This window comes from Roseobacter phycocola (genome assembly GCF_042055075.2).
In the GTDB taxonomy this organism is placed as follows: domain Bacteria; phylum Pseudomonadota; class Alphaproteobacteria; order Rhodobacterales; family Rhodobacteraceae; genus Roseobacter.
The window spans coordinates 1,035,838-1,060,823 of sequence record NZ_CP194010.1 but is presented as its reverse complement, the minus strand read 5'-3'; the positions used below and the strand labels follow the sequence as shown (position 1 = coordinate 1,060,823).

Here is a 24,986-nt window from a genome sequence, read left to right as displayed (position 1 = left end):
GGGCGTGGTACCGAGTTTGGAAAAGGTGGGCCTGTGTGTCCCGCCGGCGGTCTACACTCGCCATTTTGATTGCCACCAGTGCATTTTTCCTTGTGGCGGCCACAGCTCCACTTTGGGAAGCAGAAGTTACTCGCACTATGTTTACGTTATGGAAGGCATCCCGGTCATGAAGAACTCTCTGTGGGCAAGCTATGCAGGTTCAATAACTGCTTTAGGCGTTGCAACATGCTGTGTGCTTCCGATGACGATGATGTTGTTGGGGCTTGGCGGAAGCTGGTTGGCCGTGTTCGGAAAGATCGCTGCTACGAGCTATTACGTGCTCGCAGCAGCATCTGCCATGCTGCTCATCGCTTGGATCATAGCAGCCCGAAAAGGAACCCTCGCGCATCTGAAAGGGTGGCTGGCCGGAAGCACCATATTGACTGCCCTCGCTTGGATCATCGTATTCAACGAAGCCCGAATAAATGATTACCTGATAACCCTGATGTGACGATATGAATGATCTGAATGTAACCTTGGAAAGCAAAATTACTTGTCCTGAGTGCGGCCACGCAACGGCCGAAACGATGCCTACCGATGCCTGTCAGTGGTTCTATGAATGCACCGCCTGCAATACCGTTTTGAAGCCGTTGCCAGGGGATTGCTGTGTTTATTGCTCTTATGGCACCGTCGCTTGTCCGCCAATCCAAGAGGGAAATAGTTGTTGCGGATGATATCAGCGTTGGGCTCAGAGCGGTCATCAAAACGCATTTTTACAAGTCCCCTTCCTGCGCATACCGGGCCCAAAATCCTTACCAACCCCCTGCCCTACCGTGCGCCGCGCACCGACGTAATACCGACGTGACACCGACGTCATACCGACAGCCCATTTCCCTTGTTTTTATGGCGCAGCGGCGCACATCACCGTAACCCGTTCCGGGGTCGGTGCGGACGCTCTCTTCACCTTTGGGTATCTGCCCGTCCGGCAACCCCGGGGCCCCATCCGGCACCGCCCCGCGTCACAACCTTTTCGCAGCGCCGCCATATTCCGGACATGCTCAGCGGCTATCCAAACATGGTTAATTCCGCCCTCCGTTAACTCCGGCGCAGGGAAACCCGTGTACGATTAAAGAAAAGGATAACCCCTTGTTAAGATCGCTCATTATCGCTGCTGCGGCAGTGTTCATCTCCACCGGCGCCTCTGCCAGCACCGTTGACGCGTTCGACCTCGATGTGACGACCGCCGCGGGCACCGATTCCAATATCGTTCTCGAACTGGGTCAGCAGTACCGCGTCACGGTCTCCGGGACTTTTTCCATCGGCCGGAATGCCTCCCGCCACGTGGCCGACGCCGAGTTTTTCAATCTCGGTTCTGACCCGCTCGTCCCGCTCACTGGCGTAGGGTCCCGTGAAATCGGCGTTGGCATCGACGGCGCTGATGTTGACTTCGGCGCGTTCCGTTCCGACAACGTTTACTCCACGCTGATCACCGGCACGGGCAGCGCGATCAACGTGTTTTTTGCCGACAGTAATTACAGGGATAACCGCGGTGCGCTGAGTGTGGAAATCTCGGCCATCCCGCTGCCGGCCAGCATGCTGCTGCTGGCGTCTGGTCTCGCCGGTATCGGCCTGATGCGCCGTCGCTCCAGGTAATTCAGAACGCTTTAAAAAAAGGGGCCTGCGCTGCAATGGCTGCGCGGGCCCTTCATATTTTGCCCGACACTTTTCATGACTTGCACCTGACTTTCGGGACCTGCACCTGGCGTCGCTGACCGCCCACATAACGGGCACCCTGAGACACCGCCCCCACCATGATCTTTTAGATGTGGCTCACATCCGCCGCCCGCTGTATGCAACGGGTGAATAAATGGCCGTACGCCGGCCAGACCGTGGAAGCCCCCGTGACCCAGACCAGCAACAGCCACGCCAATCTGACCGGCAGTCTCTGGATGATTGCCGCGATGGCTGCATTCGCCGCAGAGGATGCTCTGCTCAAGGGAGCGGCCAGGACGCTCCCTGTCTGGGAAATCCTGGTACTGTTCGGCCTCGGCGGCGCGCTGGTGTTTGCAGGCCTGGCCAGGCGAAACGGCGCAGCACTCTGGTCGCCCGACGTTGTGTCAAAGCCAATGCGGATCCGCATGCTGTTCGAGATCACGGGCCGCCTGTTTTATGTCCTGGCAATTGCGCTGACCCCCCTGTCGTCGGCCACGGTTATCCTGCAGGCCACACCCATTGTGGTTGTCGCGGGCGCCGCACTGTTTTTTGGCGAAACTGTCGGATGGCGGCGCTGGGTCGCCATTTTTCTGGGCCTCGGAGGCGTTATGGTGATCATACAGCCCGGCGCTGACAGCTTCTCGATGCTGTCGATGCTTGCTGTACTTGGCATGCTCGGCTTCGCCGGACGCGACCTTGCAAGCCGGGCCGCACCTGCCCGTCTCAGCACCGACATTCTGGGCGTCTACGGCTTCCTCGCCATCGTGATTGCCGGCGCCCTCTACGCCGCCTGGGAAGGCCGAACCTTTCAGGTGCCGGGCGCGGAGGCTGCGGCCTGCCTGTTTCTCGCAGTACTCTGCGGCGTTCTGGCCTATACGGCGCTGATGAAAGCCATGCGCACCGGCGAAGTTTCTGCGGTGACCCCGTTCCGTTACACCCGCTTGCTTTTTGGCATTGCGCTGGGGGTGGTTTTCTTCGGCGAAAGCCTGTCTGCCGCAATGATCGCAGGGTCCGCACTGATTGTACTGGCAGGGCTTTTCATCATGTGGCGCGGCGGATCAGCACGCGCCTGACAGGGGATCAGGACGGTGGCCGGTCCGGCTCCAGCGCGGTGAAAATAGCTTCGCAGATATTGTCCATTTCCAGCTGCAGCGTGTTGCGGGCACCCTTTTTGTTCGGGTGGTAGGGGTCTTTGACCCGCCCGTCTTTGTGGCGGCGGAAGAACGTTTTGTTGCTCTGGTTCGCTTTGATCGTCGCAGGGGTCGAACCTTCGACAAAAGTGCAGCGGTTGCCCGTTTCTGCAAAGGCACGTTTGATATTGGCCTGGGCTGCAAGTCTTTGCTTTTCAACCTTTTTGGTATGCGCAGGAGCGGTCGTCATAAAAACGCAGGGCAGATCGTTGGGCAGGTGCTTCTCAAGCTGACGCACATCCCGCAGCGCCAGATCAGGGTTCTCTGCCCAGCGTTTCGCCGAATTGCCCAGGAATGTCAGGATCAGCAGACTGGGGTCATAGTAATCCGGCCCGAACATCGCCTCAAAGGCAGATTTGCCGGGTTCACAGACCTGATAATTCCGCCCCTGCCCCATCTGGACGAACTGGTTTTTCGTTGTGTTCAGAACACCGTAGCTGCCAGCGTTCACTTTCCATTTCTTGTCGACCTCACAAATCGAATCCTTGGCGGCACCACCACGCGCCACCCAGGAATGGATCGAGGTTGAGCGCACGCCGATCACACCGACCTGCATGGCGCCAAGCTTCTTCAGCGCTTTCTTTTCGCGCCGGTCCGGTGTGCAGCTGGCCATGATATCAGAGAAAAATTCCAGAAACGCATGACCGGCACCAAACGAGATCTGGCTGTCGCCCAGGATCAGAACATCGGGAGATGTGAACTCATCTGCCCCGGCGCTCTGCGCCCCTGTCGTCATCAGCGCACCTGCCAGTACAGCCGCCGCCAGCCTGCGACGGACGATCCTGCCCGAACCCTGCATTCACTGCCCTCCTGCCCCGTACCCCGGATGCACCGGACGGATACCCGGTGCGGGGTGCTTCGTCTGCATTCTGTCCAGTTCGCGCGATGACACAAGCCCCCACACAGGCCTGTGATCCCGCGCGAGGCATTCAGGTGACGCCGCCCGGGGCCATGGAGTCAGCACGAGCGCGTGAGAATATTGTCACAAGTCTTGCCAGATGCAGGCACACAGCCCACTCTGGGGGTCCATACAGGAGCTGCCAGATGCCAACGGAACGAATTACTTTTGCCGGCCACGACGGGTCGGCCCTTGCTGCACGGCTTGATCTGCCCGACGGCCCGCATGTGGCGACAGCGGTCTTTGCGCATTGCTTCACCTGCGGCAAGGATATCCCTGCGGCACGCCGCATCTCTGCCCGTCTGGCGGCCATCGGCATCGCAGTCCTGCGTTTTGATTTTACCGGGCTCGGCCACTCCGAAGGCGAATTCGCCAATACCTCTTTCACCTCAAACGTGCAGGACCTGCTGGCGGCCAGCCAGTGGCTGACAGACAAAGGCATGGCGCCGTCGCTGATCATCGGGCATTCGCTCGGTGGTGCTGCGGTGATCAAAGCGGCGGCGGCACTGGACAACATCCGTGCCGTGGCAACCATCGGCGCGCCCTTCGATCCCGGACATGTGACCCACAATTTCGCCGATGCTGTGCCCGAGATCGAGGCTCAGGGTTCTGCGGAGGTGTCTCTGGGAGGCCGGCCTTTCCGGATCGGACGCGCCTTCCTGGAGGATGTGGCCGGCAGCGCGCTGACAGATGCCCTGCCCGCGCTGAATGCGGCCCTTCTTGTGCTGCACGCCCCGCGCGACAGCATCGTCAGCATCGACAACGCCAGTCAGATTTTTCTGGGTGCAAAGCATCCCAAGAGCTTCGTGACGCTTGACACTGCAGACCACCTGGTAAGCCGCGCCGAAGACGCAGAATATGCCGCTGATCTGATCGCAACCTGGGCCGGACGCTATCTGGATTTGCGCCGCCCCGCGCCACCGCCCGGTGCGCCCGAAGGCGTGCTGCGGGTGACAGAGGCAGACGCTGACGGATTTCTGGCGGATATCACCTCGGGTGATGGCCATCATCTGGTCGCGGACGAGCCGCTTGCCTATGGCGGCACCAACAAGGGTCTGTCGCCCTACGGATTGCTCTCTGCGGGGCTTGGCGCCTGTACCACGATGACCCTGCGCATGTACGCCCGCCAGAAAGGCTGGCCGCTGGAGCGTGTTTCGGTCGATGTCACCCACGACAAGGTGCACGCACAGGACGCCCGCACCTCCGTTGGCGACAAGATCGACACCTGGCACCGGCGCATCACAGTGACCGGCCCGCTGGATGCGGCCCAGAAAGCAAGGCTGCTGGAGATCGCAGACAAATGCCCGGTGCACCGCACGCTGGAGCGGAGCTCCACAGTGATCACCGAAATGGCGGACTGAGCACGGGGCCTTCCGGCTCACGGTACAGCCGCCGCCCGGAAAAGAAATGAGGCGCGTCCCGTCAGGGGCGCGCCTCGCAATTTAACAGGTTGCCGGTGTCTTCAGCGGCGGGCGTCGCCCACCAGCTTCCAGACCGCAGGCAGAACCAGGGCGGCCAGCGCCAACTTGAGCGCGTCGCCGATCAGGAAGGGTGTCAGACCCCATTCCAGAATCGGCTTGTCCCAGCCGTAAAGCTGGCCCAGCCACAGCAGGCCCGGCACATAGATCATGGCGTTGCCGATCAGCATGGCCACAGCCATCAGAAGAACCGACCGGTCCCAGCCGCGCGCGGCCAGTGCGCCCAGCGTCACTGTGGCCAGAACGTAACCAAGCAGGTACCCACCGGTGCCGCCCATCATATAGGTCAGCCCCGCGGCTTCAGCGGAAGACCCGGCAAAAACATCATACCCAAGTGCGCCGATCAGCAGGTATCCGATGATCGTGGCCAGACCCAGACGGGCGCCGTAAGCCGCACCAATGGTCAGGACGGCAAATGTCCCCATCGTGATCGGGACGGGCGATGGCCACATCGGCACTTTGATTTTGGCGGCAATCGCCAGAAGGGTAATCCCCAGCACGACCAGCACGGCCTGCTTGACAAGGCGCGCAGCGCCCGAGCGCGGCCCGAAATTCTCTGCCAGTACGGAATGAGAGGCGGTGGTTTGCATGGAAGTCTGTCCCCTGTTGCGAAATCCTGTCCCTGAATGCCGCACCTGCATCACCAGTGCAAGGCCCGATCTGTCACGCGGGTTTGTAGAAACACGCCATGCTGTAGTCCTTGCGTGGACCTTTCACGACCCAGTGTGCGGAAAAAACCGGCCACGTCCCGAAGTCGTACGTGACCTCATACTGATCCGGATCGCACCAGTGTGCGGCGCGCCCGCCAAGCGGAGGCACACGGTGAAAAAAACGGCCATCGTCGAAAAAGACATCCAGCGCATCGGTCCACCGGTACTGCCGTTCGGCCGTCAGCGGTGCGGCAGCGGCAAGGTTCAGCGTGCCCCGCTCTGTGTAAACCGCCCCGTCAGGAGACGCGGTCCAGCTGGCGGTACCATCGAACGCGGCCGTTTGCCCACAGGCCTGGCGGATGGTCTTGCTCAGCAGCCAGTGGCCCAGAAAATCCTGCAGGGCCCGCGCTTCAGTCGGCATAGACCGCCTCTGTGATGTCATCGCCCCTGCCCACAAACCGCAGTTTATCGCCGCTGCGCTCCAGCGCATAGCAGGCCCACAGGTCGGATGGCGGCCACTGGCTGCAATAAAGATCGCCCTCAACCCGCCAGTAGCCCCAGCTGTCGGCACCGGCATTGTACAGCGTTCGGCCCGATGCCCGGAATTCCTGCCAGGCATTCGCGTATTGCAGTTTGCGATCGGTCAGCGCGGCACGGACGTCATCACCATTCAAAGGGGTCCATGCCTCCGCCAGCGCCGCACTGACTGCGGCAAAGCACAGCAGCACACCCCATATTGCCCGCATTTCACCGCTCCTGCCTTGTGATGCATGTCGCGTCAGTCTATGAGCCGCCTCAGCCCGGACGCAATCGCAAATGAAGGACGCTGCCCATGATCCCCCGCTATTCCCGCCCTGATATGGTCGCCATCTGGAGCCCGGAGACAAAGTTCCGGATCTGGTACGAGATTGAGGCGCACGCCTGCGATGCTATGGCCGATCTGGGCGTGATCCCGCGGGAAAACGCAGACGCGGTCTGGAAAGCGAAAGATGTGGAATTTGACGTGGCCCGCATCGATGAGATCGAGGCCGTCACCAAACACGACGTTATCGCCTTTCTGACCCACCTGGCCGAACATGTAGGCTCTGAAGAGGCGCGCTTTGTACATCAGGGCATGACATCATCGGATGTGCTGGACACCTGTTTCAATGTCCAGCTGACCCGTGCCGCAGACATTCTGATCGATGACATGAAGGGCCTGCTGGCCGCTCTGAAACGCCGCGCGATCGAGCACAAGGACACCGTTCGGATCGGCCGCAGCCACGGCATTCACGCCGAACCCACCACCATGGGCCTCACGTTCGCCCGCTTTTATGCGGAAATGGACCGTAATCTCAGCCGCCTGCAGGCCGCGCGTGACGAGATCGCCACGGGTGCCATTTCGGGGGCCGTCGGCACGTTTGCCAATATCGATCCTGCGGTCGAGGAACACGTCTGTGCGAAACTGGGCCTGTCGCCGGAGCCGATCAGCACCCAGGTCATCCCCCGTGACCGGCATGCGGCCTTCTTTGCGGTTCTGGGCGTGGTCGCGAGCAGCATCGAAAACGTTGCGGTGGAAATCCGCCACATGCAACGCACCGAGGTGCTGGAAGGTGCGGAATTTTTCTCGATGGGCCAGAAAGGCTCCTCTGCGATGCCGCACAAGAAAAACCCGGTTCTGACAGAGAACCTGACCGGTCTGGCCCGTATGGTCCGCGCCGCTGTGATCCCCGCAATGGAGAACGTGGCGCTCTGGCATGAGCGCGATATCTCGCATTCCTCCGTCGAGCGCATGATCGGCCCGGATGCCACCATCACGCTTGATTTCGCGCTGGCACGTCTGACATCCGTTGTCGACAAGATGCTGATCTTCCCGGAAAACATGCTGGAGAACATGAACAAATTCCCCGGCCTTGTGATGAGCCAGCGGGTCCTTCTGGCGCTGACGCAGGCGGGTGTGAGCCGCGAGGACGCCTATACATACGTACAGCGCAATGCGCTGAAGGTCTGGGAACACCGCACCGATTTCAAGGAAGAGCTGCTGGCAGACCCGGACGTCACCAAAGCGCTCAGCCCTGCCGAAATCGAAGAGAAATTCGACCTCGGATACCACACCAAACACGTGGACACGATCTTTGCCCGGGTGTTCAAAGACTGAGCAAAGGGCGCGCAAAACACCGCCGTTAACCCAATTTTTGTTGACCGGTCGGGCATGCCTGCTACTTTTGGTGGTATTCATGTCCGAAAGGAGAACCGCAATGACGTTCAGAACTCTGGTCGCCGCCGCGGCCCTCGTCCTTACTCCGGCGGTCGCATTTGCGGCTGGTTGCAGTTATGGCAAGCAGGCTGTGTCCTGCGCAGAGGGCACAGTGTATGATCACGCATCAGGCACTTGTGTCGCCACGACGATAAACAGCTGATCCGGCCACCACGCGAAAATGTGAAGGCGCACCGCTGCGGTGCGCCTTTACTCATTAAGAAGCACTTCTAGATTGGTTAATACATGGTAACGAGGAGCGATTTAACATGAGAATTTTACTTGCAGTGGCACTGGCCCTTCCAACAGCCACATTTGCCGCCGGCGGTGGCAGCGAGCCGAAGCCGACAACGGTCTCCTGCAAGGGGACACAGGTCTATGACAAAGACAAAAAGAAATGCGTTGATGCGCAGGAAAGCAGCCTGGAGCGCGATGAACGCTATCAGACGGTCCGCCAGCTCGCCTATGCCGGCCGCTACATGGATGCTCAGGGCGTTCTTGACACGATGGATCCGGCCGATCCCGGTCGTCTGACCTATCTGGGGTTCACGAACCGCAAGCTGGGTAACCTTGACGTGGCGAACATGTTCTATGAAGAGGCCATCGCGGCCGATCCCGCGAACATTCTGGCGCGCTCTTACATGGGACAGGGGTTTGTGGAAGAAGGCCGTATTCCCGAAGCGGTCGCACAGCTGAAGCTGATCCGGGCCCACGGCGGCACCGGCAGCTGGGCCGAAACCTCCCTGCGGAACGCCATCGCGACAGGCAAGACTTACAGCTACTGATCTCAGTCATATATTTACCTTTGCCCGCCATAACGGTCTGCGACAGACAGAGGCGGGCAAAGATGACTGAAATGGTTCCCATGGCACAGTTCCCGGCCCTTGCGGGCGGAACTCCCACTGCATCCCCGGCGGGAATGAGCCGGAAAGCAAAAGCGGCAATCGTCGTACGGCTGCTGATCAACGAAGGCGCGGATATCCCGCTTGAGGATCTGCCCGAAGAGCTGCAGGCAGAACTGACCCAGCAGATGGGCTCACTCCGGCTTGTTGACCGGAATACCCTTTCGAACGTTGTGAATGAGTTCTCAGACGAACTCGAAAGCGTTGGCCTGTCGTTCAGCGGCGGTATTGCCGGTGCGCTCAACGCGCTCGACGGCAAAATTTCGAAACAGACGGCGGCCCGCCTGCGCAAAGAGGCCGGGGTGCGTGAATATGGTGACCCCTGGGAACGCCTGCGCCAGCTGGGCCCTGAAAAACTGCTGCCTGTGCTGCAAAACGAGAGCACTGAGGTTGCTGCAGTCATGTTGTCCAAGATTGATGTCAAACGTGCTGCCGAACTTCTGGGGCAGCTGCCCGGGCCCGAAGCACGGCGCATTACCTATGCCGTGTCACTCACCAGCGCCGTCACCCCGGATGCCGTGGACCGCATCGGGCTGTCGCTTGCTGCACAGCTGGACGCAGAACCGGTGAAGGCCTTTGACAGTGGCCCGGTAGAGCGTGTCGGAGCCATTCTTAATTCCACAACCTCTGTCACGCGCGATGACGTGCTTGAAGGGCTGGATGAAACCGATGCCGGTTTCGCAGAACAGGTCCGCAAGGCCATCTTTACTTTCGGCAACATCCCGCAACGGATTGCGGCCCGCGATATTCCGCGTGTTGTGCGTGGCATTGACCAGGATGTTCTGATCACAGCACTTGCGGGTGCAGAAGCTGCTGGTTTCCAGAAGTCCGCTGACTTCATCCTTGAGAACATGTCCGGCCGGATGGCGGACCAGTTGCGCGAATCCGTCGATGAGCGTGAAAAGGTCAAAGCATCTGATATGGAAGAAGCTGCAGCGATGATTGTGCAGTCGATCCGGGAGATGGAAGCCTCTGGCGAACTGTTGCTGATTGTCGATGATGAGGATGGTGACTGAGCCGGTTCAGATCACCGGACCGCACGGGCCCGCTGCGGCAATAATCCGGTCCGCCGGCACAGCTAAGAGGTCTCACAATCCGGAAAAGCGGCCTGCCCGGCAGACGCGGCATACCTTGTGATCCGGGCCTGAGCGCCCTATGTCTGGTGCCCGGGGGCGGTATGCAACGCCCGCCGCAAGCAGCCAGACGAGGCCCAGGACACAGGTATGTCCCCGCAGCAAACACCCTTCAGCCGACGCGCCGGACACTACCTGAGCAACCTCGCGATTGTTGCGCTGATCCGCCTTGCACTGCTCCTGCCCTACGACACCAGGGTGCGATTCGTGGGGTGGGTCGTACAGCATGTGATCGGCCCCGTTGCCGGGTACAGAGCACGCGCCCTGAGCAACCTGGCGTTGATCATGCCGGACACACCAGAAACCGAACGGCAACAGATTGCTGCCCGGTGCCTGAACAATGTCGGTCGTACCTTTATCGAGAATTACTCCAGCCGGGACTTTCCGGCCCGCCTTGCGGACAATGATCTGGATGGTCCGGGCGTCGACGCGCTGGAACAGGCGCACAAAGAAAACCGTCCCGTTGTTCTGGTGACCGGTCACTACGGGAACTATGAGGCTGTACGCGCGGCCCTGGTCGCACGCGGATACAGAATTGGCGGCCTCTACCGGAACATGGCCAATCCTTATTTCAACGCACATTACGTCCGCACAATGGAAGCTTTCGGCGGACCCGTGTTTCCCAAGGGGCGGCGCGGCACTGCGGGATTTGTGCGCCATCTCAAGGACGGCGGGCAGCTGGTCCTGCTGTTTGACCAGCACGTCTATGACGGAACCACCCTAGATTTCCTTGGCGAACCGGCGAAAACAGCGCTGTCAGCGGCGGAACTCAGCCTGCGCTACAACGCAGAGCTTATTCCGTTTTACGGTATCCGGCAGGAAGATGGGCTGACGTTCAGAACACTGCTTGAGGCACCGGTTGAGCATTCAACGCCGGAGCAGATGACGCAGCATCTCAACGACAGTCTGGCGGCACATATCCGCAAGGATCCCGCACAATGGTTCTGGGTTCACAGGCGGTGGCGCGTGGCCTGAGGCCCGGCAGATCAGCGGACGCGGGCAGCCCCGAGTATCGGGCCCATATTGCCCGCCTGAATCAGCACCACTACAGGCAGATCACCCGGCGCTTCAGCCTCCAGCTCCAGCGGCGCGCGGCCATCCCACTCTCCCAGCACTGTCCAGTCCTGCGTGACATTCGCGTAATCCAGCGTACGGCCCGCGTTTTCACCGCGGGTAATCCGCGCTTCGCGCCGCGGGACATAGCGCAGGATGTGAACAACCGACCGGCCCACCCTGCCCTCACGCGGGCGCGCATCGATGCGCACCGAATTGCCGTCCCGTTCGAGACTGACTGCAACGGGCGATGGGGTCTCGCGGTGCATCGCAATAGCGTCGGACAACTGCATCGGTTTGGCACCGACGATATCTGTTGTGCCGTTCACAATCATTTCGGGCGTGTAGATCGACCGGCGTCCCGCAACGGTGGCATAAGCCCGCTGCCGCTCTGCGTTCCGCGGATCCGCGAATTCGTCTTTCCAGCCGATATAGTCCCAGTAGTCTACATGCAGTGCCAGAGCGATAACGTCATCACGGTCCGACAGAGCGTGGAAAATTTCATCCGCAGGCGGACAGGACGAACATCCCTGCGAGGTATAGAGCTCAACAACAACCGGGCTGTCTTCCGCCTGAAGCGGTGCGGCCAGGATCATTGATGTGACAAATGCCTGTATAAATCGTTTCATCTGATTCCCCGATGCTGCGGTCCCGCCCCTGTGACCACACATATTGAGACCTCAGATGAAACGCCAATCAAGGTTTCTTGAGACTGGTGAAGGAATCCTTTCAGATTTCGGTACACAATGGTATACATTTTGACGCGGAAGCGCTGAATTGAGTTGAAATGCCCACACGCATGGGTCTATGCAGCAGCCAATCCAGTGATGACTTCATTCAAGCCAGAGGACGCATTTCATGCCCATTACCGTTGGTCACGACAGCTCAGCCACACGTAAGACCCTGACCGTCGGCGCACAGAGCGTTGACTATTACTCCATTCCAGCCGCCAGCGCCGCGGGACTGGGTGATTTTTCGAATCTGCCCGCCGCACTGAAGGTGGTGCTGGAAAACATGCTGCGGTTCGAGGACGGCAAGACTGTCACCACCGACGACATCAGGGCGTTTGCCGAATGGGGCGCCAAAGGCGGCAAAAACCCGCGCGAGATCGCATACCGCCCTGCCCGCGTGCTGCTGCAGGATTTCACCGGCGTCCCGGCCGTTGTTGATCTCGCCGCGATGCGTGACGCGATCATCAGCCTTGGCGGTGACGCGGAAAAGATCAACCCGCTGAACCCTGTTGATCTCGTGATCGACCACTCGGTGATGATCGATGAGTTCGGCAACCCGCGCGCGTTCCAGATGAACGTGGACCGCGAATACGAACGCAACATGGAGCGCTATACCTTCCTCAAGTGGGGTCAGAAGGCGTTCAACAACTTCCGCGTGGTGCCCCCCGGCACCGGTATCTGCCACCAGGTGAACCTGGAATATCTGGCCCAGACTGTCTGGACCGACAAAGATCAGAACGGCACCGAAGTCGCCTATCCCGATACGCTCGTTGGCACGGACAGCCACACCACGATGGTCAACGGTGCGGCGGTCCTCGGTTGGGGCGTTGGCGGGATCGAGGCGGAAGCCGCAATGCTCGGCCAGCCGATTTCTATGCTGATCCCGGAAGTGATCGGCTTTGAGCTGACCGGCACCATGATGGAAGGAACCACCGGTACTGACCTGGTGCTCAAGGTCGTCGAAATGCTGCGCGCCAAGGGAGTTGTCGGCAAATTCGTCGAGTTCTACGGCGAAGGCCTCGACCGTCTGCCGCTGGCCGACCGTGCCACCATCGCGAACATGGCACCGGAATATGGCGCGACCTGCGGCTTCTTCCCGATTGACAATGAGACACTGCGCTACCTGCGCAACACCGGCCGGGATGAGGACCGTGTGGCCCTCGTCGAAGCCTATGCCAAGGAAAACGGCTTCTGGCGCGGTGCGGATTATGCACCCGTCTACACGGACACGCTGCACCTCGACATGAACACAATCGTCCCCGCGATCTCTGGCCCCAAGCGCCCGCAGGACTACGTAGCACTCGACAATGCAAAGGCCGCATTCGCGCGCGAGATGGAAGAGACCTTCAAGCGCCCCATGGGCAAGGAAGTCGCTGTCGCAGGCGAAGACTACACCATGGAATCGGGCAAGGTTGTGATCGCCTCGATCACCTCCTGCACCAATACCTCGAACCCATACGTGATGATCGGCGCGGGCCTCGTGGCGCGCAAGGCTGCTGCCCTCGGCCTGAACCGCAAGCCCTGGGTCAAAACATCGCTGGCACCAGGATCCCAGGTGGTTTCCGCCTATCTTGAGGCCGCCGGTCTGCAGGATGATCTGGATGCGATCGGCTTCAACCTGGTGGGTTACGGCTGCACCACCTGTATCGGTAACTCCGGTCCGATCCAGAAAGAACTGTCCGAGGCCATTGCCGAAGGCGATCTGGTGGCGACATCCGTCCTGTCGGGCAACCGCAACTTTGAAGGCCGGATCAGCCCGGACGTACGTGCCAACTATCTGGCCTCCCCGCCGCTGGTCGTGGCCTATGCCCTGGCCGGCACGCTGAACATTGATCTGACAACGGAACCTCTGGGTCAGGACAAGGACGGCAATGACGTCTTCCTGAAAGACATCTGGCCCACAAGCCAGGAAGTTGCAGAGCTGGTCGAACAGACCGTCACGCGCGAGGCCTTCCTGACCAAATACGCCGACGTCTTCAAAGGCGACGACAAATGGCAGGGTGTCAGCACGACAGACAGCAAAGTCTATGACTGGCCGGTCTCCTCGACATATGTTCAGAACCCGCCCTATTTCCAGGGCATGGGCAAAGAGCCGGGCACGATCTCGAACATCGAGAACGCGAGCGTGCTGGCGATCCTGGGCGATATGATCACCACGGACCACATCTCGCCCGCCGGCTCCTTCAAGGACACCACGCCCGCCGGTCAGTACCTGATCGAACGTCAGGTGCCTGTGCGGGAGTTCAACTCCTATGGGTCGCGCCGCGGCAACCACGAGGTCATGATGCGCGGCACCTTCGCCAACATCCGTATCAAGAACGAGATGCTGGACGGCGTTGAGGGTGGCTATACCAAAGGCCCCGATGGCCACCAGTCGTCGATCTATGACGCAGCGATGGCCTATCAGGATGCGGGCACCCCGCTGGTGATCTTTGGCGGTGAACAGTATGGCGCTGGCTCCAGCCGCGACTGGGCGGCCAAGGGCACGGCACTGCTGGGCGTCAAGGCCGTGATCGCCGAGAGCTTTGAGCGCATCCACCGGTCCAACCTGGTGGGCATGGGCGTGATCCCGTTTGAGTTCACCGGCGGCGACACCCGCAAATCTCTGGGCCTGACCGGAGAGGAAACCGTTTCGATTGCCGGACTGGACACCATCCAGCCGCTGCAGGAAGTGCCCTGCACGATCACGATGGCCGATGGCAGCAGCAAAGAAATCATGCTGAAGTGCCGGATCGATACCGCCATTGAGATCGAATACATCGAACACGGTGGCGTGCTGCATTATGTGCTGCGCAACCTGGCGCAGGCCGCCTGATCAGGGTCTGCCCTGAACTGAATGGAAACCCGGTGCCGGTCTGGCGCCGGGTTTTTTTTGTGCCATGCCTCAGCCAGCGGGTGCAGAAATGCATCTTTTTTCCGCACCTGCTCCCGCTACGGATGCAAAGGTCGATGACGCTGGGTCACAACACTACCAAAGCGGGAATATGGCATTTTTGTGATTGGACCATGTCTTAAAAAAACGTAAAGCCTGCAGCATAACGCGTAACTTTTTGAACCAGTAGTGTGGGAGTACGAAGAATGAAGACACTGGGTATGGCTGCGGTTGCAGCAATTGGTTTCAGCGCTGCTGGCATGAGCCACGCAGCAACTGTGGATTTCGGCGGTTTCAGCGAAGGTCAGGTGCTTGGCGCAAACACCGAGCTGGCGGATGGCATCGTTGCTGACATTTCCGCAATCGGCGGCCAGGCGCAGGCTGTTGTGTTCAATACAGCGCCGGGGACAACCAGCACGGGCAACGATCCCGACCTGACATCTGACTTTACAAACGCCGAGGACGACAATGACGTGCGCGGGTTTGGCAATGCGCTGATCGTTCAGGAGAACGCAACCGGTGGACCGGATGACAACGGCAGCGGCGGCACGCTGACGTTCTCCTTCCTCTCGGAGGTGGCTCTTGGCGAACTGTTCCTGCTGGACTCCGAAGTCAGAACTTCGGCGACGCTGTTCTCCGGTGATGATGTCGTCCTGAGCTTCATTCTGAATGACGACAACGAATCCGACACCAACAACACTGCAAACAACAACGAATTCACCCTGCTTGATTTCGCTGGCGCGCGCGGCGACACGCTTGAAGTTGTGTTCTCGCGCTCTGGCGCGGTAGGCCAGATCGAAGTGTCTGCAGTGCCCGTTCCGGCAGGTCTGCCGCTTCTGGTTGGTGGTCTGGGTGCCTTCGCCTGGATGAGACGCCGCAAACAGGCCTGATCCTGACAGGATGAAACAGACAAGGCGCTCCCTGCGGGGGGCGCTTTTTTATTTGCCAAGCGCTTTGTTCAGTTCGGGCAGGAAACGTTGTTCATAATCGCTTCCGATCAGTGGCCCGGCAAAACGGAAGAGCACCGTGCCCTCAGCATCGAGGATGAACGTTTCCGGCGGCGCCGTGACACCCCAGTCAATTGCAGTGCGCGCCTCCGGATCGAAGGCAACCGCCAGGAACGGGTTCCCGTCCTCTGTGAGATATCCGGCCGCAGGGGCTTCCTGGTCGCGGAAATTCACACCGATGATGGGCATGCCCTCTTCGGCCATTTCAAGAAGGCGGGGATGTTCCGCGTGACAGGGCGGGCACCAGCTGGCCCAGAAGTTCACCAGCGTCACTTCGCCGGTCGCCATGGCATCGGCAGTGACGGGCTGGAAGTCACCCAGCTGAGCGTCTGTTATCGAGGGCGCCGGTTTGCCGATCAGCGTCGAGCGCAGTTCAGAGGAATCAGTCGTGAACATGCCGATCCCTGCCAGCGCCACAAACCCTGCAAAGATCAGCGGCGGCGCGATCATCAGAGGTGAGATCTTTTTAGCCATCCCGCTTTTCTCCGCTTTCAGCAGCGGCCAGTTCAGCGCGTGCCCGGCGTCCCCGGCGCAGCGTCAGCAATACCAGGAAAACAAGCAGGAGCAGCGAGACAGCATAGGCCGACAGCACGGCATCAGCGTATTTTCCGAGATCAGGCATCAGCGCGCCCTCTGCCGGGCCATCAGCGCCCGTGTCCGGCGCAGCCGGATTTCAGTGCCCGTGCGGTACAGAACAAGTGCAAGAAAGAGCAAGACAAAACCGGCGATACAGACCAGCAGCGGAAAGTAGAAGACATCGGCGACGTTCTCTTCCTTGTCTAGGCTGAGCGATGCGCCCTGGTGCAGGCCCTGGTTCCAGAAGTTTACGGCATAGCGCGAAAGCACCGCAAAAACGGACCCCACGAGACACAGGACCGAGGTCAGATCAGCCGCGGTATCCGGGTCATCAATCGCCTCCCAGAGGGCGATATAACCCAGATAAAAAAGAAACAGGATCAGAAAGGAGGTCAGACGCGGATCCCAGGCCCACCAGGTGCCCCACATCGGCTGTCCCCAGATGGCCCCGGTTGCCAGAGCGATGAGCGTCATCACCACGCCCACCGGTGCTGCCGCCTTTGCCGCCAGAGCACTGACATGGTGGCGGCGCACGATCCAGACCAGCGATGCAATGAGCATCATCGCCCAGGCGTTGATCGCCATCATCGCGGAAGGCACGTGCAGGTAGATGATCTTCACCGTTGAGCCCTGACGAAAATCGTCCGGCGTGAAAAAGAAGCCCCAGATGAGACCGATCACCAGGCATGCGGCGGAGAGCACCCAGAGTGTCGGGAGCACGCGCTCGCTGAGCCCCAGGAATTTCACCGGGTTGGCATAGCTCCAGAAGCCCGAAGGGCGTTTGACCGCTGGCTTTTCGTCGGTTGCTGACATGGCTCTTATCTATGCTCCCCCGCCCGCGCGCTCAATGGACAAAACGTCACGATCACCGCAGGTTTATCCGCAGGGCCGCCGCCGAGGCAAACGGCATGACGGCGACCACGCCGGCGGTGATCCCGGCCAGCATCAGCAGTGGTGTCAGCGTATCCAGACCTGCGGCACCGCGGCGCGCCACTTCTGCCCCGAATATCAGCGTCGGCACATAGAGCGGCAGCACCAGCAGCGACAGCAGCAGCCCTCCCCGTTTGATGCCCACGGTCAGAGCCGCACCAAAGGTGCCGATCACCGACAGCGCGGGCGTTCCCAGCGCCAGTGAAATGACGAGCCACAGGTATCCTGGCCCTGGCAGGTTCAGCAGGACACCCAGAACGGGGGCCGCCAGCACCAACGGCAGGCCGGTGGTGATCCAGTGCGCAAGCGCCTTGATGCTGAGTGCCGCCTCCAGCGGCAGAGGAGACGTGGCCAGCAGGTCCAGCGTGCCGTCCTCCCAGTCGAGCGCCAGCAGGCGGTCCAGCGACAGCAGACAGGCCAGCAGCGCGCCAAGCCACAGGATCCCCGGGGCGATCCGCGCCAGCAGCTCAGACTGCGGCCCGACGCCGAACGGGACCAGAACGGTCACAATCAGAAAGAAAGCCAGCCCGAGGCCGAAACCGCCCCCTGCCCTCAGCGCCAGGGCCAGGTCCCGGTGCAGCAGAGCTCTCACAGGAAAGCCTCATCGCTGGCACCGGCGCGGGCATCAGCGGTGGCACGCCACGGCGAAATATCCAGCACCTCCGCATCAAGGCCGAGGTCGATATGCGTGGCGATCAGCGCCGAACCACCACGTTCCAGATGCGCGCGCACCGCGCTGGCAAAAAGCGCGACAGAAGCCGCGTCAAGCGAAACGGTCGGTTCATCCAGGACCCAGACCGGACGGGCGGTGACCAGCAGCCTCGCAAGTCCGAGGCGGCGTTTCTGCCCGGCTGACAGGGTGCCGGCAAGACGGTCGGAGAGGTTTTCCAGATCAAAGCCCCGCAGTGCGGGCAGAATATCCTGATGGCCGAAAACCGAGGCCCAGAAGCGGAGATTTTCGGTCACTGTCAGCATCGACTTCAGACCATCCGAGTGCCCGGAATACGCGATTGCATCGGGATCGGCGTCTATTTCACCGGACAAAGGTGGCTGCAGTCCCGCAAGTGTGCGCAACAATGTGGTTTTACCCGACCCGTTCGGCCCGCGCAGGATCAGCGCATCGCCAGGTGCCAGCCGGAAAGACAGCCCGGTCAGAACCGGCAGCCCGCCGCGGGCCACGCTGAGATCTCGGATCGTCAGTGTCATGCCACAAGCGTTAACCTATTGCGCCCGTGCGCAAAAGCGGGTTTGCGGGAATTTTCAGACAGGCAGCAGCGCCAGCGCGATCCGCCTGCCTTCGCTGAGCAGGATGTTGTACGTCCGCGCGGCTGCGGGTGAGGCCATCACCTCGATGCCGAGACCTGCCTCTTCGAGCTGCGTCTGCAGCGTTTCGGGCAGGTGCGCGATGTCCGCCCCCGTCCCGACAAAGAGCACATCAATGCGGCCCGCCAGGTCCATCAGGGCCGCGGCATCTTCCAGCCCGCCCCACGGCCCTGTGCCAGCAGGCCCCGTCAGGACCGGGCCGTTGTACACCTCTCCGCCGATCCGAAAAAAACCGGGACCGTAGCCCTCCACGGGTTTGGCATCGGTAAAGGTGATTTCATTCAGGCGCATGGTGTTTTCCGCTTCAGCTCCACAAAGGCAGACCCAGAATAGCCGAAGCCGCAATCACGATATAGGCCACAATCCGGAAAACACGTTCCGCGTTCGGGTCAAAAAGCTGCGCGCCTGCGTAATTGGCCACGAAATTCGGAATGCCGGCCAGCAGACCCAGCACCGCAATTTCCCAGATGAACAGCCCGCTTCCCCAGAAGACCGCGATCATGACCACATCAATGGCGAGCAGATAGAGCAGAAAGTTCGCCCGGATCACTGCAATCGGCAACCGGCTGGACATGTAGAGCATGATGACCGGCGGGCCCGGAATGCCGGCAAACCCGGACATAAAGCCCCCCAGCGCGCCGGTGCCGACCGTAAGACGCGGCGTCAGTTCACCCTTGTAACGCCAGCCCGATATCAGCATCGCAAGCAGCAGCAGGACGGAGGCCGAGACGATCCAGCCAAATACTTCGGTGGACATATTCGCAAGGCACCAGATGCCCACGGGCACCATAATGGTCGCCCCGATCATCAGACGGCCGACGTCACGCGGCGCGCCTTCGCGCCAGGCTGCGCGCAGGTTGGGCAGTGGGCCGATCAGTTCCGCCATCATCATGAAAATCACGGCCGAGACCGGCGGCAGCACCGAAGAAGCCGTGGCCATGATGATCATGCCGCTGCCAAACCCTGCAAATCCGCGCACCAGACCAGCGGCAATAACCCCCGCGATCAGCCAGATCAGCCCTCCGGCGTCCGGAAGGCTGCTCAGAAATTCAGGCATCTATGTTGGCGTATTGGTTTCCGGCATTGGCGTCGGGCTTGGACCAGTCGCGTTTCACACCCAGATAAAGCAGCACCGCAGAGGCCACGAAGACCGACGAATAGGTGCCCACGATCACGCCCCAGATCATCGCAAAGACAAATCCGCGGATTACGTCGCCGCCCAGCACAAACAGTGCAATCAGCGCCAGCAACGTGGTCACGGAGGTCATAAACGTCCGGCTGAGCGTTTCGTTGATCGAGATGTTGAGCACTTCGTTCAATGGCTTTTTCTTGTATTTGCGCAGGTTTTCGCGAACCCGGTCAAAGACTACCACCGTATCGTTAAGAGAATATCCAACGATGGTCAGAAGTGCTGCAATAATCGCAAGATCAAACCTGATCTGCAGTTCAGAAAACACACCGATTGTCAGGATCACGTCGTGCACAAGGGCCAGCACCGCACCAACCGCGAACTGCCACTCAAACCGCAGCCAGATATAGACAAGCACTGCACCAATCGCGAGAACCACAGCGATGACGGCGGTCTGGATCAGCTCGCCGGAAACCTTCGGTCCCACCGATTCAACAGAAGCGAACGGCAGTTTGAGACCGGGGTCAGCGGCCTGCAGGGCCGTGCCGATATCTTCGATCAGCTGACCCTGAACCGCCTCATCGCCTTCCTGGGCCTCAATCCGGATCATCGCGACGTTCTGATCCGCGTCGAACTGCGGATCGAACACCTCGGTAATTGAGATGTCGCCCAGTTCCAGCGGTGTCAGTGCCTCGCGGTAGACACCGATGTCCACGGGCTGCGTGCTTTCCGTCCGGATGGTCGTGCCCCCGCGGAAGTCGATGCCGAAGTTCAGCCCCTGGATCATGAACGAGGCAAAGGCGATGACCATCATCAGGCCTGAAATACCCAGCCAGAGCTTCCAGCGGCTGAAAAAGTCGAAGTTCGTATTCTGTTTGACCAGACGCAGACGCATATCAGACCTCGATTGTTTTCGGGCGCTTGCGCTCGAACCAGATGACCACCAGCAGGCGGGTAACGAAAATCGCTGTGAAGACCGACGTCAGAATGCCCAGACCCAGCGTGATCGCGAACCCGCGCACCGGGCCGGAGCCCATTGCAAACAGGATCACCGCTGTGATGAAGGTTGTGATGTTGGCATCCAGAATGGCCGACAGGGCCTTTTCATAGCCAAGCTCAATCGCACGGGCCGGCCCTTTGGATGTTTTCAGTTCCTCGCGGATACGCTCGAAAATCAGCACGTTGGCGTCCACCGCCATACCGACCGTCAGAACGATCCCCGCAATACCGGGCAGCGTCAGGGTACCGCCGATCACACTCAGCAGACCAAAGATAAGACCGATGTTGATGATCAGGGCGACGTTGGCAAAAAGCCCGAAGAGCCCGTAGCTCAGGAACATGAACACCAGCACAGCGACAAAAGCCACGATGGTCGCGACTTTACCCGCGTCGATACTGTCCTGCCCCAGCTCCGGACCGATGGTCCGTTCCTCAAGGAATTCAAGGCCCGCAGGCAGCGCCCCTGCCCTGAGCAGCACCGCCAGATTGGTCGATTCCTCGACCGTGAACTGGCCTGTGATGATGCCGGATCCACCCGGAATGTGGCTCTGGATCGTGGGTGCGCTGATCACTTCACTGTCGAGCACAATAGCGAAGGGCGATCCGATATTCTCCGCGGTGTAATCACCGAACTTGCGTGCGCCCGTGGTATTGAACCGGAAATTCACCGCAGGGCGGCCGTTCTGGTCAAAGGCCGGCTGCGCATCCACCAGTTCCTCGCCGGTAACGACAGGTGCGGCCTCCAGCGTGTAGAATGCGCCGGGTTCATCAATGGACGGCAGGATCACATTGCCGATGCCCGGTACCGCATCGCCGTCTGAACCCCGGCTGACCACCGGATTAAAGGTCAGCTGGGCCGTGGTACCGATGATATCCTTGAGTTCAGCCGCAGAGCCGATGCCCGGAACCTGGATCAGAATGCGGTCTGCTCCCTGGCGCTGGATCGTGGGCTCACGCGTGCCCACCTCGTCAATCCGGCGGCGGATAATCTCAAGGCTTTGCTGAACCGTCCGCTCGTCAGATGCCAGTTTTTCGGCCTCCGACAGGGTCACGATGATCACATCACCTTCGGCCCGGACCTCAATGTCGTTGGCGCCGACGCCCGTCAGGGTCGGGATAGGCGTGGCCAGCCCCCGCACAACTTCCAGCGCGCGCGCCATGCCTTCGGGCTGTGAAATGCGCACATGCACTTCATCCGCCGGTGAGGGCTGAAGACGCACGGTGCCGATTGTGGCGCGTTCCGGGCGCAGCGCATCGCGGATTTCCGGCCAGTAGGCCTGCATCCGCGCCTCATAGACGTCCTGCACTTTCACTTCTGCCAACAGGTGCGCACCACCACGCAGATCCAGCCCCAGATTGACAAGACCCGACGGCATCCATTCCGGCCAGAGCGCCAGCTGAGCCTGGTTTTCAGGCGTATCAGCGCCAAGCTCGATTGCCTGAGCGGCATCGTTATGCTGCTCAACTGAGGTGTAAAACAGGTTCGGCACCGCCACCCAGAGACCCGCGAGACAGGTCAGCAGGATCAGGATGCGTTTCCAGAGATCAATCTGAAGCATGAAAGCGCCTTTTCAGCGGTTGAAGGGCGCGATTACTTCGCCGGTTCGGTTTTCGAGACGACAGATGCGATGGTGTGCTGGATCACGCGGACCTTCACGCCTTCGGCAATCTCGATTTCCAGTTCACCGTCTTCCTTGACCTTGGCCACCTTGCCAACGATGCCACCCTGGGTCACCACCTGGTCACCCCGGCGCAGCGCTGCAACCATCGCCTGATGCTCTTTCACCTTCTTCTGCTGCGGGCGGATCAGAAGGAAATACATGATCGCGAAAATCAGGATCAGCGGGACAAACTGGGCGAATGCTTCCATAGCGGTCGGGTCCTTTACAATAGGGTCGCAGGCAACCCGTCGGGGATGCACGAAATTCTGGCGGAACCTATGGTCTGAGGCGCGGGTTTGCAAGGCGGCGCGTGGCCGCTGACACAATGTATCTGCATGCATCAGGCATACTCTTGGCGTGCCCGTGCATTGTGTGCAGGATGCCGGTGCAATGAGACCATTGAAAACCCTCACCGGACGCCGTGCCGCTGCGCTTTTCGCAATATTGTTCTCCGGCGTCCGGGTGCTGGCCGAAAGCGGCCCTCTGTCGCCTGTTCCACAGGCAGGGTTACCGCAGTGGCACGCCGTTGGCGTGGTAAACGTCGGGGGTCCGGCCGGTATTCCCACCTGTTCGGGGACCCTTGTGGCACCGGACCTTGTTCTGACTGCGGCTCACTGCGCTGGTGGCCGTAACGCCGGACAAATCCTGAGATTTTTTACGATAGGGTGGAACGGGACGACGCAGATCGCCAGTCACAGAGCCGCTGAAATGCGGGTCTATCCCCCCTATCTCTTTGCCAGCGGTACCCGGGCATTCGCCTTTGACATTGGCGTTCTGCAGTTGCAGACGCCCGTGCCCGCCGAAACAGCCGCGCCCATGACACTCTTCACCGGGACGGTCGAAGCAGGGCCCGTAGCACTCCTTGCGCACCAGCGATTCACGCCACGGCAGTTACATGGCCGGTTCGATTGCGGGGCAGAGCTGACGTGGGAAGACAGTATGATCCTGTCGGACTGCACCGTCGTCAGCGGCAACTCCGGCGGCGCCCTGCTGGTACGGGATGGGGAACGATGGACACTGGGGGGTGTCATCGTGGCGCGTGCGGGCCCGGACGGCAATGCGATGGTGGTCCCTGTGAACGACTGGATCCGGGCTGAAGTCGCAGCTGCGCAGCAGCGGGCAGAGGAACGCGCGGCCCAACCTTAAAACGGCCCGTCAAAACTCATGGTTACGATCCGGTAAAAGTTACGGCATAAGCTGTCCGCGAAATGATTCAGACCCGAGGACGATTCCATGCATGATATCCGCGCAATCCGTCAGGCCCCCGATGCCTTTGACGCAGCTCTTGCCCGCCGTGGAGATGCGCCTCTGTCCTCTGAGATCCTGGCCATTGATGAAGCACGCCGCGCCAAGATCGCCGCAGCCGAAAACGCCCAGGCCGAGCAGAACCAGGCGTCCAAAAAAGTTGGCGCCGCCAAGGCCGCCGGTGATGAGGCGGAGTTTGAGCGTCTGCGCGCCCTCGTATCCGAGAAAAAGTCCGAAGTCGCGGCGATGCAGGCCGAAGCCAAGGAGCTTGATGCACAACTGACCGACAAGCTGTCCTGGATTGCGAACATCCCGGCAGATGATGTGCCCGATGGTGCCGACGAGAATGACAACGTCGAGGTTAACGCCTGGGGCGAGAAACCTGTTTTCACGTTCACGCCCAAAGAACACTACGAGATTGCCGGTGTTGCGGCCTCCATGGATTTTGAAACGGCGGCCAAAACCTCCGGTGCGCGGTTCGTCATGCTCAAGGGTGCCGTGGCACGCATCCACCGCGCACTGGCGCAGTTCATGATCGACACACATGTGGACGAGAACGGGCTGACCGAGATCAACAGCCCCGTACTGGTGCGGGACGAGGCCATGTATGGCACCGACAAACTGCCCAAGTTTGCCGAAGACAGCTATCAGACGACCAACGGCTGGTGGCTGGTGTCCACCTCGGAAATCCCACTGACCTTCACGGTCGGGGGCGATATCCTCGAAGAAAGCGACCTGCCCCGCCGGATGACGGCGCATACGCTCTGCTTCCGCTCCGAGGCGGGCAGCGCCGGGCGGGACACCGCTGGCATGCTGCGTCAGCACCAGTTTGAAAAGGTCGAGATGGTGTCCATCACGCATCCCGACCACTCCGAGGCAGAACAGAAACGCATGCTGCGCTGCGCCGAGGATATCCTCGAGCGTCTGGGCCTGGCCTACCGCACCGTGGTTCTGTGCACAGGCGATATGGGCTTTGGCGCCCGCCGCACTTACGACATCGAAGCCTGGCTGCCCGGACAAGATGCCTTCCGCGAGATTTCTTCTGTCTCGACCACCGGCGATTTTCAGGCGCGGCGCATGAATGCGCGGTTCCGGCCCGCCGATGGCGGCAAGCCGGCGTTTGTGCACACTCTGAATGGATCGGGCCTGGCGGTCGGCCGCTGTCTGATCGCCGTTCTCGAAAACGGCCAGCAGGAAGATGGCTCTGTGCAGCTGCCCGCAGTGCTCGCCCCCTACCTTGGTGGCAAGACCCTGCTCACCGCCGAGGGCACGCTGGCCTGA

28 protein-coding genes are annotated in these 24,986 nt (G+C 60.5%); 13 read left to right on the top strand and 15 right to left on the bottom strand.

Translation table 11 applies throughout. The features are described 5' to 3' along the window. Nucleotides 1-166 precede the first annotated feature (166 nt). From AB4K19_RS05135 to AB4K19_RS05120, 4 genes are all read left to right on the top strand, one after another. Nucleotides 167-490 (top strand): hypothetical protein, encoded by a 324-nt coding sequence (locus AB4K19_RS05135; protein ID WP_375230838.1) that lies wholly within the window; start codon nucleotides 167-169, stop codon nucleotides 488-490. Between the two features lie 4 nt (nucleotides 491-494). After that, on the top strand, nucleotides 495-713 hold the full coding sequence (locus tag AB4K19_RS05130; protein WP_375230837.1) for a GDCCVxC domain-containing (seleno)protein: 219 nt from the start codon (nucleotides 495-497) through the stop codon (nucleotides 711-713). Between the two features lie 412 nt (nucleotides 714-1,125). Next, a complete protein-coding gene (locus tag AB4K19_RS05125) occupies nucleotides 1,126-1,632 on the top strand; it encodes a VPLPA-CTERM sorting domain-containing protein (RefSeq protein ID WP_375230836.1) in 507 nt (168 codons plus the stop codon). A 296-nt stretch (nucleotides 1,633-1,928) separates the two neighbouring features. After that, nucleotides 1,929-2,765 carry a DMT family transporter gene (locus AB4K19_RS05120; RefSeq protein WP_436399526.1) on the top strand — a complete coding sequence of 279 codons (837 nt, stop codon included), beginning with the start codon at nucleotides 1,929-1,931 and terminating at the stop codon, nucleotides 2,763-2,765. Between the two features lie 7 nt (nucleotides 2,766-2,772). On the opposite strand, the gene AB4K19_RS05115 is transcribed toward AB4K19_RS05120, so the two are convergent. Then, complete coding sequence (locus AB4K19_RS05115) at nucleotides 2,773-3,681, bottom strand: SGNH/GDSL hydrolase family protein (protein WP_436399272.1); 909 nt, start codon at nucleotides 3,679-3,681, stop codon at nucleotides 2,773-2,775. A 245-nt stretch (nucleotides 3,682-3,926) separates the two neighbouring features. Here AB4K19_RS05115 and AB4K19_RS05110 point away from each other — a divergent pair, with 245 nt between their 5' ends. Further along, nucleotides 3,927-5,141: a bifunctional alpha/beta hydrolase/OsmC family protein gene (locus AB4K19_RS05110; RefSeq protein WP_375230833.1), complete on the top strand. Its 1,215-nt coding sequence runs from the start codon at nucleotides 3,927-3,929 to the stop codon at nucleotides 5,139-5,141. Between the two features lie 101 nt (nucleotides 5,142-5,242). On the opposite strand, the gene AB4K19_RS05105 is transcribed toward AB4K19_RS05110, so the two are convergent. The 3 genes from AB4K19_RS05105 to AB4K19_RS05095 all read right to left on the bottom strand — a co-directional run bounded on the left by AB4K19_RS05105 (nucleotide 5,243) and on the right by AB4K19_RS05095 (nucleotide 6,654). Further along, entirely contained in the window at nucleotides 5,243-5,848 is a 606-nt protein-coding gene (locus tag AB4K19_RS05105; protein WP_436399271.1) for a biotin transporter BioY, read from the bottom strand. A 73-nt stretch (nucleotides 5,849-5,921) separates the two neighbouring features. Next, a complete protein-coding gene (locus AB4K19_RS05100) occupies nucleotides 5,922-6,329 on the bottom strand; it encodes a DUF6314 family protein (RefSeq protein ID WP_375230832.1) in 408 nt (135 codons plus the stop codon). Beyond that, nucleotides 6,319-6,654 (bottom strand): hypothetical protein, encoded by a 336-nt coding sequence (locus tag AB4K19_RS05095; RefSeq protein ID WP_375230831.1) that lies wholly within the window; start codon nucleotides 6,652-6,654, stop codon nucleotides 6,319-6,321. Before AB4K19_RS05095 ends, AB4K19_RS05100 begins: the two co-directional genes overlap by 11 nt. Before the next feature lie 86 nt (nucleotides 6,655-6,740). Here AB4K19_RS05095 and purB point away from each other — a divergent pair, with 86 nt between their 5' ends. From purB to AB4K19_RS05075, 4 genes are all read left to right on the top strand, one after another. Next, the gene (gene purB, locus AB4K19_RS05090) at nucleotides 6,741-8,045 is read left to right on the top strand and encodes an adenylosuccinate lyase (protein ID WP_375230830.1); all 1,305 of its coding nucleotides are present in this window, start codon (nucleotides 6,741-6,743) and stop codon (nucleotides 8,043-8,045) included. A gap of 368 nt (nucleotides 8,046-8,413) precedes the next feature. Then, nucleotides 8,414-8,929, top strand: a complete 516-nt coding sequence (locus AB4K19_RS05085) for a tetratricopeptide repeat protein (RefSeq protein WP_375230829.1) — start codon at nucleotides 8,414-8,416, stop codon at nucleotides 8,927-8,929. A gap of 62 nt (nucleotides 8,930-8,991) precedes the next feature. Continuing rightward, complete coding sequence (locus AB4K19_RS05080; RefSeq protein WP_436399270.1) at nucleotides 8,992-10,062, top strand: flagellar motor switch protein FliG; 1,071 nt, start codon at nucleotides 8,992-8,994, stop codon at nucleotides 10,060-10,062. Between the two features lie 207 nt (nucleotides 10,063-10,269). Beyond that, nucleotides 10,270-11,154: a lysophospholipid acyltransferase family protein gene (locus tag AB4K19_RS05075; RefSeq protein ID WP_375230827.1), complete on the top strand. Its 885-nt coding sequence runs from the start codon at nucleotides 10,270-10,272 to the stop codon at nucleotides 11,152-11,154. A gap of 11 nt (nucleotides 11,155-11,165) precedes the next feature. Here AB4K19_RS05075 and AB4K19_RS05070 read toward each other — a convergent pair whose 3' ends face one another. After that, the gene (locus AB4K19_RS05070; protein ID WP_375230826.1) at nucleotides 11,166-11,861 is read right to left on the bottom strand and encodes a DUF1223 domain-containing protein; all 696 of its coding nucleotides are present in this window, start codon (nucleotides 11,859-11,861) and stop codon (nucleotides 11,166-11,168) included. A gap of 229 nt (nucleotides 11,862-12,090) precedes the next feature. Here AB4K19_RS05070 and acnA point away from each other — a divergent pair, with 229 nt between their 5' ends. Together acnA and AB4K19_RS05060 are read left to right on the top strand one after the other, a co-directional pair. After that, on the top strand, nucleotides 12,091-14,778 hold the full coding sequence (gene acnA, locus AB4K19_RS05065; RefSeq protein ID WP_436399269.1) for an aconitate hydratase AcnA: 2,688 nt from the start codon (nucleotides 12,091-12,093) through the stop codon (nucleotides 14,776-14,778). 263 nt (nucleotides 14,779-15,041) lie between these two features. Then, nucleotides 15,042-15,725, top strand: a complete 684-nt coding sequence (locus AB4K19_RS05060) for a VPLPA-CTERM sorting domain-containing protein (RefSeq protein ID WP_375230825.1) — start codon at nucleotides 15,042-15,044, stop codon at nucleotides 15,723-15,725. Between the two features lie 48 nt (nucleotides 15,726-15,773). On the opposite strand, the gene AB4K19_RS05055 is transcribed toward AB4K19_RS05060, so the two are convergent. From AB4K19_RS05055 to yajC, 10 genes are read right to left on the bottom strand one after another with little or no spacing between them, the layout of a single operon-like run. Continuing rightward, nucleotides 15,774-16,316 (bottom strand): DsbE family thiol:disulfide interchange protein, encoded by a 543-nt coding sequence (locus AB4K19_RS05055; RefSeq protein WP_375230824.1) that lies wholly within the window; start codon nucleotides 16,314-16,316, stop codon nucleotides 15,774-15,776. After that, entirely contained in the window at nucleotides 16,309-16,464 is a 156-nt protein-coding gene (gene ccmD, locus AB4K19_RS05050; RefSeq protein ID WP_375230823.1) for a heme exporter protein CcmD, read from the bottom strand. The genes AB4K19_RS05055 and ccmD overlap by 8 nt, the downstream gene beginning before the upstream one ends. Continuing rightward, nucleotides 16,464-17,231, bottom strand: coding sequence for a heme ABC transporter permease (locus tag AB4K19_RS05045; RefSeq protein WP_436399268.1), 768 nt, complete (start codon nucleotides 17,229-17,231; stop codon nucleotides 16,464-16,466). Before AB4K19_RS05045 ends, ccmD begins: the two co-directional genes overlap by 1 nt. A gap of 52 nt (nucleotides 17,232-17,283) precedes the next feature. Beyond that, nucleotides 17,284-17,940 (bottom strand): heme exporter protein CcmB, encoded by a 657-nt coding sequence (gene ccmB / locus AB4K19_RS05040; protein ID WP_436399267.1) that lies wholly within the window; start codon nucleotides 17,938-17,940, stop codon nucleotides 17,284-17,286. Further along, nucleotides 17,937-18,554 (bottom strand): heme ABC exporter ATP-binding protein CcmA, encoded by a 618-nt coding sequence (gene ccmA, locus AB4K19_RS05035; protein ID WP_436399266.1) that lies wholly within the window; start codon nucleotides 18,552-18,554, stop codon nucleotides 17,937-17,939. The genes ccmB and ccmA overlap by 4 nt, the downstream gene beginning before the upstream one ends. 54 nt (nucleotides 18,555-18,608) lie before the next feature. Beyond that, the gene (locus AB4K19_RS05030; protein ID WP_436399265.1) at nucleotides 18,609-18,962 is read right to left on the bottom strand and encodes an Mth938-like domain-containing protein; all 354 of its coding nucleotides are present in this window, start codon (nucleotides 18,960-18,962) and stop codon (nucleotides 18,609-18,611) included. A gap of 13 nt (nucleotides 18,963-18,975) precedes the next feature. After that, nucleotides 18,976-19,728, bottom strand: coding sequence for a sulfite exporter TauE/SafE family protein (locus tag AB4K19_RS05025; protein ID WP_375230820.1), 753 nt, complete (start codon nucleotides 19,726-19,728; stop codon nucleotides 18,976-18,978). Beyond that, on the bottom strand, nucleotides 19,721-20,695 hold the full coding sequence (gene secF, locus AB4K19_RS05020) for a protein translocase subunit SecF (RefSeq protein ID WP_375230819.1): 975 nt from the start codon (nucleotides 20,693-20,695) through the stop codon (nucleotides 19,721-19,723). The genes AB4K19_RS05025 and secF overlap by 8 nt, the downstream gene beginning before the upstream one ends. Nucleotide 20,696: 1 nt before the next feature. Continuing rightward, nucleotides 20,697-22,358, bottom strand: coding sequence for a protein translocase subunit SecD (gene secD / locus AB4K19_RS05015; RefSeq protein ID WP_375230818.1), 1,662 nt, complete (start codon nucleotides 22,356-22,358; stop codon nucleotides 20,697-20,699). A gap of 32 nt (nucleotides 22,359-22,390) precedes the next feature. Next, complete coding sequence (yajC, locus tag AB4K19_RS05010; protein ID WP_375230817.1) at nucleotides 22,391-22,669, bottom strand: preprotein translocase subunit YajC; 279 nt, start codon at nucleotides 22,667-22,669, stop codon at nucleotides 22,391-22,393. Nucleotides 22,670-22,850: 181 nt separating this feature from the next. Here yajC and AB4K19_RS05005 point away from each other — a divergent pair, with 181 nt between their 5' ends. Then, a complete protein-coding gene (locus AB4K19_RS05005; RefSeq protein ID WP_436399264.1) occupies nucleotides 22,851-23,606 on the top strand; it encodes a trypsin-like serine peptidase in 756 nt (251 codons plus the stop codon). An 87-nt stretch (nucleotides 23,607-23,693) separates the two neighbouring features. Continuing rightward, a complete protein-coding gene (serS, locus tag AB4K19_RS05000) occupies nucleotides 23,694-24,986 on the top strand; it encodes a serine--tRNA ligase (protein ID WP_375230814.1) in 1,293 nt (430 codons plus the stop codon).